This is a genomic window from Balneola sp. EhC07 (assembly GCF_001650905.1).
Taxonomy (GTDB): Bacteria; Bacteroidota; Rhodothermia; order Balneolales; family Balneolaceae; genus Balneola.
In genome coordinates this window covers 151,139-164,850 of sequence record NZ_LXYG01000001.1, presented here as the reverse complement: position 1 = coordinate 164,850, position 13,712 = coordinate 151,139, and the positions used below count along the sequence as shown (strand labels likewise).

11 protein-coding genes are annotated in these 13,712 nt (G+C 39.3%); 2 read left to right on the top strand and 9 right to left on the bottom strand.

What is annotated here, in order from left to right:
• Positions 1 to 28 precede the first annotated feature (28 nt).
• Positions 29 to 2,386: a 3-hydroxyacyl-CoA dehydrogenase/enoyl-CoA hydratase family protein gene (locus A8B79_RS00685; RefSeq protein WP_066216663.1), complete on the bottom strand. Its 2,358-nt coding sequence runs from the start codon at positions 2,384 to 2,386 to the stop codon at positions 29 to 31.
• A 3-nt stretch (positions 2,387 to 2,389) separates the two neighbouring features.
• The gene (locus tag A8B79_RS00680) at positions 2,390 to 4,177 is read right to left on the bottom strand and encodes an AMP-dependent synthetase/ligase (protein WP_066216661.1); all 1,788 of its coding nucleotides are present in this window, start codon (positions 4,175 to 4,177) and stop codon (positions 2,390 to 2,392) included.
• A gap of 113 nt (positions 4,178 to 4,290) precedes the next feature.
• Here A8B79_RS00680 and A8B79_RS00675 point away from each other — a divergent pair, with 113 nt between their 5' ends.
• Positions 4,291 to 4,722: a PaaI family thioesterase gene (locus tag A8B79_RS00675; RefSeq protein WP_082894017.1), complete on the top strand. Its 432-nt coding sequence runs from the start codon at positions 4,291 to 4,293 to the stop codon at positions 4,720 to 4,722.
• 102 nt (positions 4,723 to 4,824) lie between these two features.
• On the opposite strand, the gene A8B79_RS00670 is transcribed toward A8B79_RS00675, so the two are convergent.
• The 7 genes from A8B79_RS00670 to A8B79_RS00640 all read right to left on the bottom strand — a co-directional run bounded on the left by A8B79_RS00670 (position 4,825) and on the right by A8B79_RS00640 (position 12,492).
• Positions 4,825 to 6,477, bottom strand: coding sequence for a class I adenylate-forming enzyme family protein (locus tag A8B79_RS00670; RefSeq protein WP_066216660.1), 1,653 nt, complete (start codon positions 6,475 to 6,477; stop codon positions 4,825 to 4,827).
• 13 nt (positions 6,478 to 6,490) lie between these two features.
• The gene (locus tag A8B79_RS00665; RefSeq protein ID WP_066216657.1) at positions 6,491 to 7,843 is read right to left on the bottom strand and encodes a M24 family metallopeptidase; all 1,353 of its coding nucleotides are present in this window, start codon (positions 7,841 to 7,843) and stop codon (positions 6,491 to 6,493) included.
• A gap of 390 nt (positions 7,844 to 8,233) precedes the next feature.
• Positions 8,234 to 9,367, bottom strand: coding sequence for a signal peptidase I (lepB, locus tag A8B79_RS00660; protein ID WP_066216654.1), 1,134 nt, complete (start codon positions 9,365 to 9,367; stop codon positions 8,234 to 8,236).
• A 9-nt stretch (positions 9,368 to 9,376) separates the two neighbouring features.
• Positions 9,377 to 9,976: a hypothetical protein gene (locus A8B79_RS00655; protein ID WP_066216651.1), complete on the bottom strand. Its 600-nt coding sequence runs from the start codon at positions 9,974 to 9,976 to the stop codon at positions 9,377 to 9,379.
• Positions 9,977 to 11,779 (bottom strand): translation elongation factor 4, encoded by a 1,803-nt coding sequence (lepA, locus tag A8B79_RS00650; protein WP_066216647.1) that lies wholly within the window; start codon positions 11,777 to 11,779, stop codon positions 9,977 to 9,979. It abuts the gene before it with no gap.
• A gap of 84 nt (positions 11,780 to 11,863) precedes the next feature.
• On the bottom strand, positions 11,864 to 12,178 hold the full coding sequence (locus tag A8B79_RS00645; protein WP_076782503.1) for a GIY-YIG nuclease family protein: 315 nt from the start codon (positions 12,176 to 12,178) through the stop codon (positions 11,864 to 11,866).
• Between the two features lie 68 nt (positions 12,179 to 12,246).
• Entirely contained in the window at positions 12,247 to 12,492 is a 246-nt protein-coding gene (locus A8B79_RS00640) for a hypothetical protein (RefSeq protein ID WP_066216642.1), read from the bottom strand.
• A 308-nt stretch (positions 12,493 to 12,800) separates the two neighbouring features.
• Here A8B79_RS00640 and hisG point away from each other — a divergent pair, with 308 nt between their 5' ends.
• Positions 12,801 to 13,682 carry an ATP phosphoribosyltransferase gene (gene hisG / locus A8B79_RS00635; protein ID WP_066216639.1) on the top strand — a complete coding sequence of 294 codons (882 nt, stop codon included), beginning with the start codon at positions 12,801 to 12,803 and terminating at the stop codon, positions 13,680 to 13,682.
• Positions 13,683 to 13,712 lie beyond the last annotated feature (30 nt).

The window sequence follows — 13,712 nt, the reverse complement described above, 5'->3', positions numbered from 1 at the left end:
TAATTCTTAATTCTAAAATTTTTAATTCTTAATTGCGAAGCGGTTTCCCCGTTTTTAACATATGCTCCATTCTGGCAAGTGTTCGGTCGTCTTTAAGGCAATCCAGAATTGCTTCTCTTTCTAACTTTAACAAGTAATCTTCAGGGACTTTCTGAGCTTCACTCAGATCTCCACCGGCAAGTACGAACGCCAATCTTTCAACTACCACTTTATCATAATCAGTGATGAATTTAGATTCATGCATTACGTAGAGCATCAACTTCATGGCAGATAGTGCGGTATCGCCAAGAACTTTGATATCTGTTTTAGCCGGAGGCTGATATCCCGCTTTTACCATTGACAGCGCTTCTTCTTTTGCAACTGATAACTGAAGGTCTCTATTCATTACAATAGCATCTGATTCCTTCAAAAATCCAAGTTCACGGGCTTTGTGTGCACTATCGGACACTTTGGCCATTCCCATAGTTTTGAAAGCTTCACGTATAAATGGAAGCGGATCTGCATCTTCTTCCAGTTTATTCATTCCTCTTTTCAGAAGTTCGGTGGTTCCTCCTCCTGCGGGGATCAGTCCAACACCTACTTCCACCAATCCCATATACAATTCGTGATGAGCTACGATCTTATCTGAATACAGACAAAACTCTGTTCCGCCACCTAATGTTCTTCCAAATGGAGCCACTACAACGGGAAATGGCGCATATCGTAAAGCAACCGCTGTTCTTTGAAAATTTGTTACCGCTTTAACTACTTTATCCCAATCTCCGGATTCATTAGCCTGCATTGCTTCCATAAGATTCGCACCGAACGCAAAGTTGTCGCCATCATGTCCGATTACCATAGCTTCAAAATCTTTGGCAACTATATCCAACGACTTCTCCAGAGATTGAACCAACTCAAATCCGAGTGTAGCATTTCTGGTCCTGAACTCAAATAGTGCAACACCATCACCCAAATCATAGAGAGCAGCTGAATCGTTCTCCATCACTGCTGAATCCATTTTCTTAAGCTCAGCAACTTTGATTTCACCGGATGCTGATGGATTTTCTTCCTTCATGGATTTAGAAACAGGATTATATACTTTTCCGTTTTTATAGAAAGATGTAAATCCGGCTTCTTTCATCTCTGTGATAATTGCAGGTACAGGAATTCCTTCCTCTTTAATTCTTTCAATCACTTTATCCATCCCCAGAGCATCCCATCGTTCGAACGGACCTAATTCCCAATTAAATCCCCATTTCATTGCTCTGTCTACATCCTGAGGATTATCTGATATTTCGGGTACTCGATTTGCAGCGTACAACAACACTTCTCGCTGAGTTTCCCAAATAAATTTTCCGATTTTACTATCATGAAAAGCCAAGAACTTTAATCGTTCTTTGGTGTCTTTGATCTTTTTTGCTTCATCCAGAACCGGATCTTCAAGTTCTTGCTGTGACTCATATTCCAGTGTTTCCGGATTGATCACTTTGTATTCAGTTTTTCCATTTTCCCGAACTTTAGAATAGAATCCCTTTCCTGCTTTATTCCCGATCTTTCCGGATTCCACCATTTTTTTGAATTGCTCAGGAAGATCGAATACTTCCTTTTTCTCATCGTCCGGAATTGATGGAATGATATTATTCGCCACGTGCAAAGTAACATCCAAACCCGCCATGTCTCCGGTTCGGAATGTTGCGGCCTTCGAATACCCGGTCAGTGTTCCGGATAACAGATCAATTTCCTCAGCTCTGAAATCGCCGTTAAAAAAATACGGCATCATACTTCCGATCGAAAAAATTCCAACTCTGTTTGCGATAAAGTTCGGGGTATCTTTACAAAGCACCACGCCTTTACCCAGAACCCGTTCACAAAATCCATGCATAAAACATGCAATTTCTTTAGAAGTATGCTTTGTTGGAATGATCTCCAGCAACTTCATATATCTTGGAGGATTGAAGAAGTGAGTTCCTAAAAAGTGTTCTTTGAAATCCTTCCCACAATCTTCTCCGATTTCTGTAATCGGCAAACCGGAAGTATTTGAACTAACAATGGTATCAGACTTACGAACTTTCTCAATCCTGGACATCATATCTTTTTTGATATCCATTCTTTCGATGATCACCTCACAGATCCAGTCAGCATCTTTAAGCAGGTCAAAGTCGTCTTCGAAATTTCCCAGTTTGATCCGATCAGCAAACTCCGGTAACCCAAAAGGAGCCGGTTTCATCTTCAGGATATTTTTGATGCTTTCCTCAGCAGTTTTATTGGGACGTTTGGGATCGTCACTTTTTAAATCCAATAAAACAACTTCAAGTCCTGCATTGATACAATGAGCAGCAATTTGACTTCCCATAACTCCGGAACCCAATACCGCTACTTTTCTGATTCTTCGTTGTCCTTTACTCATAATTTAGTCTTGATAAATACTTTCTATTAATTCTTTATGATTTTTCATTACCCCGGCTCTCTTGATACTCATTTTGGCTGTGAGCTCTCCTTTTTCGATGGTAAACGGTTCTTCCAGCAGAACGAATTTCTTGATTTTTTCCCAATGCGGAAGTTTCTTATTCACTTTATCCACTTCCTTTTGGATTCTATTTCGCACATGTTCGCTTTCAATTTTATTCTCGCCTGGAAGTATATATCCAAAACGCTCGAATCGCTTCTCCATATTCTTCCAGTCAGGAATAATAATAGCAGCGCAAAACTTCTCTTCTGCACCAACAACCATTGCCTGATCAATGAAACCATTGTTAACCAACGCATTCTCTATTGGTTGAGGCGCTACATATTTACCGGTAGAAAGTTTGAACATGGATTTCTTTCGGTCTGTGATAAACAACCAATTGTCTTCATCCAAATGCCCAATATCTCCCGTGCAGAACCAACCGTCCTCAGTAAAAACCTCTTTGGTTTGTTCCGGCATCTTGTAATAGCCTTGCATGATATTCGGACCTTTAATTAAAATCTCACCGTCTTCTGCGATCTTGATCTCAACATCTGTAATTGGTTTTCCTGCAGAACCAATTCTGATCCAGTCAGGCAAACTTCCTGTGGCAACAGGTGATGTTTCTGTTAACCCATAACCTTGTCCACATTTATATCCAATTCCATTAAAAAACCTCATCACAGGCGGAGCCAGTGCAGCGCCTCCAACCATCATGCCAACCAAATTCCCACCAAGGCCATCTCTGATCTTAGAATACACCGCTTTATCAGCGACTTTGAATTTCATTTTTTCCAGACCTGAAGGTGGGTCTTCCGGATCATAATTTTCTGCCAGATCTATTGCCCAGTAGTATAATCTCTTTTTAAGTCCGGATAACTCTTGTCCTCTTACTTTTAAACCCGCCATTATTTTTTCTAACAACCTCGGAACGGTTGAAAAATAGATCGGTTTAATTGTGATGAAATCAGTTTTGATCTCATTTACATCTTCAATGTAATAAACGGGAACACCGGTGTAGATATAAATATATGATGCTATCCGCTCTAACATATGTGCCAGCGGTAAATAGGAAAGTATCTTCGGATCTTTTGCATCATCTGCGCTGTAAGCCATGCGTTCATTAGATGCCAACACATTGGAAGCCAGATTGTTATGAGATAGCATTACCCCTTTTGGAACACCTGTGGTCCCTGAAGTGTAATTTATATTTGCAAGATCATCCGGTTCAATTTCAGATTTAAGTTTCTCCAAAAGCTCAGGCTCTTTCTCATGTAATGCTGCTCCCATTTCCATGACTTCTTCAAAGCCTTTTAGTTTTTTGTGCTTCGAAGGCTGAATCGAAATAATAGCCTCAACTGTTGTGATCTCCTTCATCAGAGGTTTTGTTTCAGCAAACAGATCGTCGTTTGAAACTATGTGTACCTTTGCTTCAGAGTTCTCCAATATATATTTGATCTGATCAGAAGGCTGAGTGGTATACACAGCAACATTTATAGCTCCTAAAGAAATCACAGCCTGATCGCATATTAACCATTCAGTACTGTTTTCTGAATGAATGGAAACCCGGTCTCCTTTACGAACACCGAGTTCATATAATCCAAGGGCTAAATTCCTTGTTTTTTCTTTAAACTCTTCAATGGTGGTTTCTAACCATTCACCATTACGCTTCACTGCTGAAAAAATTCCAGTAGTGTTTTTACTAATGCCCGTTTCAATGATATTCGGGACTATTTCCGGATCATATTTCATAAAATAAAAAGCTGGTTAATAACTCTTTGGTAAGTAACACTTTCCACTTACATTTAAAAGCGCTTTCTTTGCTCAATTTCACTAACTTAACACTGTTAATCAAACATTAATTTATGTTTATTGAAGATTCTTTAAAAGAAAAGGCAGATTTTTACTTCAAATCGAGTACTCCTCACATGGGACATGCACTTGGAATTGAGCTCGAATACATCAGTAAAGATAAAATTATAGCTACCATGCCGGTGAATAAGAATACCGTTCAACCATTTCGGTTATTACACGGAGGAGCATCAGTAGTACTTGCTGAAACCCTCGCTTCACTAGGTGCTTGGTTTTCTCTGGATGGAAATGATAAAACAGCTGTTGGTGTGGAAATAAATGCAAATCATATACGATCAGTGCAAGAAGGAGGAATGGTTCGGGGAACGGCAACTCCCATAAAAAAAGGATCACGCATTCACATTTGGGAAACCAAAATTGAAGATGAAAACGGAAAGTTAGTTTGTGTAAGCCGGTGTACGCTGGCGGTTGTTAATAGGAAGTAGAGTTTTTTTATAATCCAATAGGGCAAAGGCCCCTCCTAGTTTGGGAAAATTAGGAATAAGTAAATATGAGAATTAGGATTAAGAATTAAACCTATTCGTAATTTAAACTCCTTTCCTGAATTGAACTTCCTTCCATTCAGAAAAAAGATGCGCCACTTTCCTGCGTTGATATTTCCCTGTTGAGGTTACCGGTATCTCATTTCCAAAAACGATCACTTTTGGAGTTTTTGCATGTGGAAGATGCTTTTTACAATAAGCTAAAATCGCTTCTTCGTTTTCTTCAGCTCCTTCCTCCAGTTCGATATAAGCTCCGACTTCTTCTCCGTACCAATCATTTTCGAAACCCACGGCAATTCCTGCCTTTACGCCCGGAGCTTTATTAATGACTTCATCAATTTCTAAGGGAGCAAAATTAATTCCTCCTCTGATGATCAATTCTTTGATCCTTCCGGTTATGAAATAGTAAGCATTTCCTTCTTCATCATTCTGATAGAAGCCTTCATCCCCACTTCTGAACCAGCCATTTGTGAAAGCTTTCTCGTTTGCTTCCGGATTATTGAAATAACCTTTCATCACATTCACTCCCCGAATTACGATCTCGCCTCTCTCTCCTTCTTCTAAAGCATTTCCGTTTTCATCATGGATCGCCATTTCATTAGCAGGAATAGCAACGCCAATACTGGGATAACCGAAATCCTTCATCCATTTTTGATGTTCTTCATTGCTGATATCAAGGGGTAAATAACACGAGTAACACGTGGTTTCTGAAAGTCCGTATCCGTGAATAATTCTCTTACCAAATTTAGCTTCAAAGTTCTTAGCAACATTTACGGTAAGTGGTCCGGCTCCACAAATAATGTGACTGAAATTTTTGAGCTCAGGTGATTCTTTATCTTCATAAAAACTGGTCAAATATTGAAGCAAAGTTGGAACAACACTCACGATCTCCACATCTTCTTCTTCGATGACAGGGAAGAATTGATGGATCTGAAATTTTTCATTTAAAACTACCGAACCTCCAACCAGAAAAGGAGTTATTAAAGTTACCACAGTCCCGTTTACATGATGAATGGGAAGCACACACATCATTCTTGTATCAGAAGTAATATTGTGCCAATCACTGATTGAGCGGGCATCTTCCAGTAAATTACGTTGACTTAAAACCACTCCTTTGGGATTACCCGTAGTTCCGGATGTAAATACGATCAACGCATCCGTTTCAGAATCAAATTCCGGTTCTTTGAGGGTTCCGGTTTTGGATGAAAATGAGTCTGTGTTTTTCCCGCACTCAACCAATTTTATTCCAGATAATTCAGAAGAGGATTCTACAATTTCTTTTACCCGGGAAACATATTCATCCCGAACCAAAGCCATCTTTACTCCGGCATTCTTAAGAATGTATTCAATGCGCTGATCATCTTCACTGAGATTTACAGGTACAACAACCAATCCACAGAACCAAGCTGCAAAATACTGCACAACCGTGTGCCAGTGATTGTGAGAAATAGTGGCGATCTTATCCCCAACTTGTAAATCTTCTGATTGGAAAAATCTCGCGGTATCTAACACAGAATCATAAAACTCTCTGTAGCTAAGTTGAGTTTTATTTCCTTCTTTATCCCGGTAGATCAAAAAGATATCCGTATTTCCGATTCCTTTCTTTAGAAGCTGTACAATATCAATCCCAAGATCAGGCACAAGTTCGGAAAGTGATCGTGCATGTTGAATTTTAGCTTCAAGATTTTCGAAATTCATTCTTCTGAAATTTTTACTGCTTTGCCGGAATTCTCGGAATCATCATAATTTCTTTCTGTCTCCCATCAATATACCAAACACCGGTTTCGTCAAAGAAAGCATCTTCTTCCAACATGATCCGGATCTCCTTTCCCCATTCTTCAATAAACGTGGCGGCATTTAATTCTATGGAATAGGCTGTATTTAAATGCAAAGGATAATCTCCACTTCCCGGTACTCCGCCCTGAGAATCCCACATTCCTAAAGTTGTTCCTGCAGCATGACCATGATAACCAATCGGGTGTGTATAGATACTTGGCTTGATACCTTCAGCAATAGCCTGCTCTCTGGACATTTTTAAAACTTCATTTCCGGTTCTGCCTTCTTTGAAGTTATTGGTAAAGATATCCTGAAGTCGGTTTCCGTTATCAAAAGCTTTATTTAAATATTCAGGCACTTCCGTTTCTCCGGGTCGAAGGATATACGCATGTTGTTGAGTATCTGTATTTAAGCGCAGATACGTTATTCCAAAATCTACATGGAGCAAGTCTCCGGGCATGATCACATTGTTATCAGGTCGGCTGGAAAAAGATCTGAGGTGATCAAACGATTCCGGATCTGCTCTTTGGATAGAAACACTCGGGTGAAACCAGGTAATCAATTTCAGTTCTCTTATTTTTTCTCTAAACCACCAAACTATATCGTTGGTTGTTGTAACTCCTGGTTGAATGACTTCATCTGAAAACCCTTGTTCTATAATTTTATGTGCAATTCGTACGATTTGAGGATAGATCGTCATTTCCTTTGCTGATCGTGTTTCTAACCAACCAACCGCCAGTTTCTCTGCAGAAACAATTCGTTCTGAGTATTTTTTTCCGATTGCAGATTTCATTTCCTGAAGATCAGTTGCAACTATTCCATCCGCCAAACCCCAATCATCACTTTGATTAACTCCGATCTTTTTTGGGTTTCTTTCTTCTATGATCTCCTTCAGTCTTTTCCACTGGTCCGGTTCTTTTTCTTTATCCCAGGCTTTTTTGAAAGTAGTTCCAACATCATATCTAGCAACAGCCAGTGTTTCTACACCTTTGCCCTCTCCCTGATCGTACATCACCAAGATGGTTCTGCGTCTTGCAGCCAACCAGGTAGCCGGAAGTAGTGTTTCAATCACAGGATCTTCATTGTATTCTCTGGAAACCACCACCCACATGTCAATTCCTGTTCTTCTCATCAGATCGGGAAGCACGGTTTGTATCTTATCCTCAAGTAGACCATCAATTACTTCCGCTCTTTCTTTCATGGAAAGAATTTCCGGATATCCGTTTTGAGCAAATGAATTAGGAATTAGGAATAGGAGAATAAGGAATAGAAATCCGAGTTTTTTCATCGTTTAGATATAGTTAATTGATCGAAGAATATGATAAGGTTTGGTGAGGGAGGCAAATGGGAAAATTCAACTTTTTAGAGAAATGAGCTCACAAAAATTTTGAAACAGGTGGAGGGTTACAACAGATTGTGTTTAAAGGAATAAGTCAAAACTCTAAGATTCTTTGTCTGACGAACCATCAGGATAGATATCCATCAACGCTGATGATTGATTTTTGATGGGAGGAGTTTAGAATCTTATTGATCTTTTGTTACTTTTGCATCAAGGCAAAAGTAACAAGCATTGCACATCAAAGACTTTTCTCACCGAAAAAAGAACAAAGTAATTTATTACCTGTAGTTAACCAGTCGTGAAGATTCTTCGCAGGTATGCTCAGAATGACATCGCTACTTACTCTATCAATTTCAGAATGCGATTGAACCTTGGAACGCCTTTATCATGGGAATACCAAACGATGAAGCCTTTACCAATGATGTGATCTTTAGGAATAAAGCCCCAAAAACGACTGTCTTCACTGTTATCACGATTATCTCCCATCGCAAAGTAATAATTTTGTTGTACGGTATAAGTATTAGTCTCTTCCCCGTTTATAAAGATCTTTCCATCTCTGCGCTCAAGACGATTACTTTCATATCGTTCGATAAGATCTTTATAGATAAACCAGTTCTGATTGTTTAACTCAATTTGCTGACCTTCGAACGGAATTACAACGGGCGGAAAATTATCCTGACTTCTGAAAGCTTTGGCAAAATCGTAAGTTGATCTAGTGGAAGCATAGCCACGGTCTGTTTCACCTTCGGGTGTCATGCTCAGCCATAATGAATCCAGTTCCGGCCAGTTTTGGATTTCTTCAACAGCTTCTTTGGTCAAATTAACCCGATAAGTATCATCACCGATATAATCAATAAAAAGGTCATTTCCTGCTGGAACATTTTGAAGTGCGCCGGCTCCCACTGATTTCATTTTTGCTTCACTTAAACGAACTCTGTCGTTCATTTTCAAAAAATAATGGCGCTGTAAACCTTCATGGTCTTCTTCTTTTTGCCCGTTGATATAGACCACTTTGTCCCGAATCTCCAATGTATCCCCTGCCACAGCAACAGCTCGTTTTATATAATTGGTCTTCTGGGAAATCGGTTTGATCTCATGAGGTACATTAAATACGATGATATCATTTCTTTCCACATCACGGAATCCCGGAATACGAGTTGACGGAAGTTTAACTCCGGGTAAGCACCATTGAGTAAACGGAACACATACACCCATCGGAGTTCTTGGTCCATAAGTAAGATTTGAAACGATCAGAAAATCCCCAACCATCAGATTTTGCTCCATAGATGGAGTTGGAATTTTATAAGATCCGAATATCAAAGCCCTAAGAATAGCCGCTGCAAAAAAGGCAAATACCAATGCATCAACCCATTCCCTTAACCAGGACTTTGCCTTTTTATCTTCTTCTAATCTTTCCTTCCTTCTTTGCCAAAATGAGCTTTTTTCCTGCTCATCAGTTTTTTTGTCTTCCAATGTATTCGTTTAATTAAGTTTGATGTGAGAAGGTTGTTTAATTGGTTTAACCTCATGGTTTTTTCCATCGCTTTCTATCAGATACCATTTCATTCGTTGTTCTTCGAAGTAATAGTCTGAAAATTCAGCGGGCTCTGCTTCCAATAGTGCTTTCTCAAAAGTTCTCATTATTTGTGGCATCAAGTCCACATACTTACTCGCCGCTCCAAAAGTTACGCCGTTTCCAAAAGGACCTGTAAAATCAAGCACCAGTAAAGGCACAGGTTCATCTGCAATTGGATCGTCCACAAAAAACCAGTATTCAAATTGAATGGCTTTAGCCAATCTGAAATTCTTTTCTTTAGTCAGACTTTCCAGATTTTTAGTAGGATCACCAAATGCACCCTGCAGTAAAGCTCGTATTTCAAGTGAAGACATTCCATCGATAGTAGTTTGTCCGTACAAACCTTGCCCTGTTAAATTGAAGCTTCTGATCTTTGCCTCGTAATCAGCAACGTCTTCATTCTCTACTTTCATTATTTCCGGTTCTTCAAATTGAGCCATTGCTGAACTGCTTAGAAAAATTCCGATTACAAAAATTGAAAGTATTACTTTCTTAAAGTCTCTCATTTATCTGTCGTCCTCATCCATTGATAGAACTGCTAAAAATGCCTCTTGAGGAATTTCTACTGATCCTACCTGTTTCATTCTCTTTTTACCTTCTTTCTGTTTTTCAAGAAGTTTTCTTTTACGTGAAATATCTCCACCATAACATTTTGCCGTCACATCTTTACGCAATGCTCTCACAGAATCTCTTGCAATAATTCTACTACCAATTGCTGCCTGAACCGCTACTTCATATTGCTGTCTTGGAATTAGTTCCTTCAACTTTGCGCAAACACGTCGTCCTTGATAATATGCTTTGTCGCGGTGGGTAATACTCGAAAGTGCATCCACCTGTTCCCCATTCAACAGAATATCTAATCGAACCAGATCTCCTTTTCTGTATTCGATGAATTCGTAATCCAATGAGGCGTAACCACGGGTTCCTGATTTCAATTTATCGTAGAAATCAAAAACAACTTCAGCCATCGGAATCTCATACGTAATTTCGACCCGATTATTTTGCATGAATATCTGATTTACGTAAATACCTCTTCTTTCCTGGCATAATTTCATGATCGGACCGATGTAATCCGCAGGGGTTATTATGCTTGCCTTTATATACGGCTCAAAAATAGCATCAATGTCAGCAACTTCGGGCATTTGACTCGGGTTGTCCACCTGAATAGATTTGCCCTCTTCCAGCTTAACTTCATACTGAACGTTTGGAACCGTTGTGATAATATCAATATTGAACTCACGATCCAGTCGCTCCTGAACAATTTCCATATGGAGCAATCCAAGAAATCCCGCTCTGAAACCAAAACCTAACGCCTTGGATGTTTCAGGTTCGTAAGATAGAGACGCATCGTTCAACTGTAGTTTTTCCAGCGCTGAACGCAGATCTTCAAAATCTTCTGCTTGTGTAGGATAAATTCCAGAGAAAACCATTGGCTTTGATTCCTGATATCCCGGAATTGCTTCCGTAGCAGGATTATTAACAGTAGTGATCGTATCACCTACTCTTACATCCTGCAAAGATTTCACACTTCCGATCACATAGCCAACTTCACCTGCTTTAAGTTCTTTAGCAGGCTCATATTTCATTCTCAGATATCCAATGTCCTCTGCATTATATTCTTCCTTGTTCGCCATGAATTTGAAAGCCTGACCTTTTTTCAAAGTTCCTTCCATTACACGAACATAAGCCACAGAACCTCTGTAGGTATTAAAGACTGAATCGAAGATCAGTGCTCTTAACGGTTTGTCGTCGTCTCTTTTTGGACCCGGAACTCTTTCCACAATAGCCTCAAGTAAAGCGGGAACACCTTCGCCTGTTTTTCCGGAAACGTGCAAAATTTCTTCTCGGTCACAACCGATGAGATCGATAACCTGCTGTCCGATGCCCTCCGGATCAGCGCCCGGCAAGTCAATTTTATTGAGTACAGGAATAATTTCCAGATTCTGATCTATCGCCTGATATAAATTCGATATGGTTTGAGCTTCAATTCCCTGAGCGGCATCCACAACTAGAATAGCTCCTTCACAAGCTTTTAGTGCGCGGGAAACTTCATATGCAAAGTCAACGTGACCTGGTGTATCAATGAGGTTAAAACTGTATTGCTCACCGTTTGGACGCTTATAATCTATTTTAATGGCGTGGCTTTTGATCGTAATACCACGCTCTCGTTCCAGATCCATATCGTCCAGAACCTGCTCCTGCATTTCTCTTTCACTGATTGTACCTGTAGATTGCAAAAGGCGATCAGCGAGTGTAGATTTCCCGTGATCGATGTGAGCAATTATGCAAAAATTACGAATGTTGTTCATATAAGCTTTTAGTCCGTCTCTTTATAAGCCTGTAAAGATACAAAGAAGGAATGAGGTACTAAAGCGTATTATTAAACTTACTGATTATTTAGCGATCGCCCTTTCCATGTTCTCCATCCAGTAGCTTTGAACGCACTCCCAGGAAGGATTGGAGTAAGAAAGCAACTTGGATTTAAATGATCGTGGAGCTTTTTTCAATTCTTCTTCCCGTTTTATGGCCTGATCGATATCGTAATATTCTTCTACATGTACCAGTTTATTCAATCCAAAATTTCCTTTGGTACAGTTCATTCTGAGAGAGCGGTGCTTTTTAAGAATATTCTTCAGGTCGTTGGTTAACCCGATATAGATCATTTTTGAACGATTACTAACTATGTAAATATAATATTTTGGTCTCATACAATTTATCCGTTTTGCAAGTAAGACAGTTTCAAACTGATTCCTTACAAAATTTTTTAAATTATTTTTTAACCGGCTTCCGGACTTAGCAATTCAACATGAAATCTGAACTTAGAAGACTCTACAGCCATGATCTTGTACAGTTCCTGAATAGCTTCAAAAACGACATCTGGATGTCCGATTATAGTTGTTGCCAAATACCCCACTTCGATCTGAACATCAAATTGAGCAAGATGCTCTAGAAGATCCTGTACTTTCTCTCTTGGGTTATGTGTTTCCAGTGGAATGTATGTTAGTTGAGCAATCGTTTTCATGTAATCTATTATATTATTTTTAACAGAAGTTAAAGATATCGTTAAAGGGCTTCAAAATCATTTCCAATTTAAGGAAACTCTAATATTTGAAAACGGGTTTTATGATTTTATCGATTTTTTAAGAATCGCTATTTGTCCATAACCAACTTATCACTATCTTTGAGCCGTGAACAGAAAAAATCTACATACTACCCACCTCCATCATGGTGTCCATCATCTTCATCAAGGACATCATCACGCGTAAATAGCGTCTGTTTTTCACATATTTTTCTTAATTCTTACTACTACAATTACAATTTTACTGACTTATGACCCGATCGAAAGATTCTTCGACTTCTCTACGCATTGCTATTCAAAAAAGTGGCCGGCTAACTGATAAAACCGTGAGCTTGTTACAAGGCATCGGCGTGGAGTTTGACAACTATAAACGAAACCTGATGGTTAAAACCCGCAATTTCGATGTTGAGCTCCTGCTCCTTCGTGATGATGATATTCCCGAATATGTACAGGATGGGATTTGTGATCTTGGTTTTGTGGGTGCCAATGAACGTGCCGAGAAAAATTCGGATGTAACCGTTCTGAGAGGATTGAATTACGGACGTTGCAGATTATCTATTGCTGCTCCAAAAAATGGACCACTTAAATCAGCCTCCGATTTTGAAGGAAAAACCATAGCCACCAGCTATCCTTTTATCACTCAAAAATATTTTGAAGAGCAGAATATCAACGTAAAACTGGTTGAAATATCCGGTGCAGTAGAAATTACTCCTCAATTAGGTGTTGCCGATGCTATTGCTGACTTGGTATCAACAGGCGGAACACTTCGTGCAAACGGCCTGGAAGAATTGATTACCATTATGGAATCTGAAACAGAATTGATTCAAACAAATCAGGAACTTTCGGAAGGAAAGAAAGAACTGATCGAGAAGTTTTTAGTCAGAATCGATGGTTATCAGCAAGCAAAAAAGAGTCGTTACATTATGATGAACGCCCCTACCGCTTCCATCGAAAAAGTGAAAGCAATTATTCCTTCTATGAAAAGTCCGACCATTGTGCCTTTAGCTGAAAGTGATATGGTTGCCATTCACACCGTGATTCCGATCACAAAATTCTGGACGGTAATGGAAGAATTAAAAGAAGTTGGTGCTACTGATATTGTGATGTTGCCAATTGAAAGCATGATCCTATAAACGAATTCCAAAACTCAATATCTAATAACC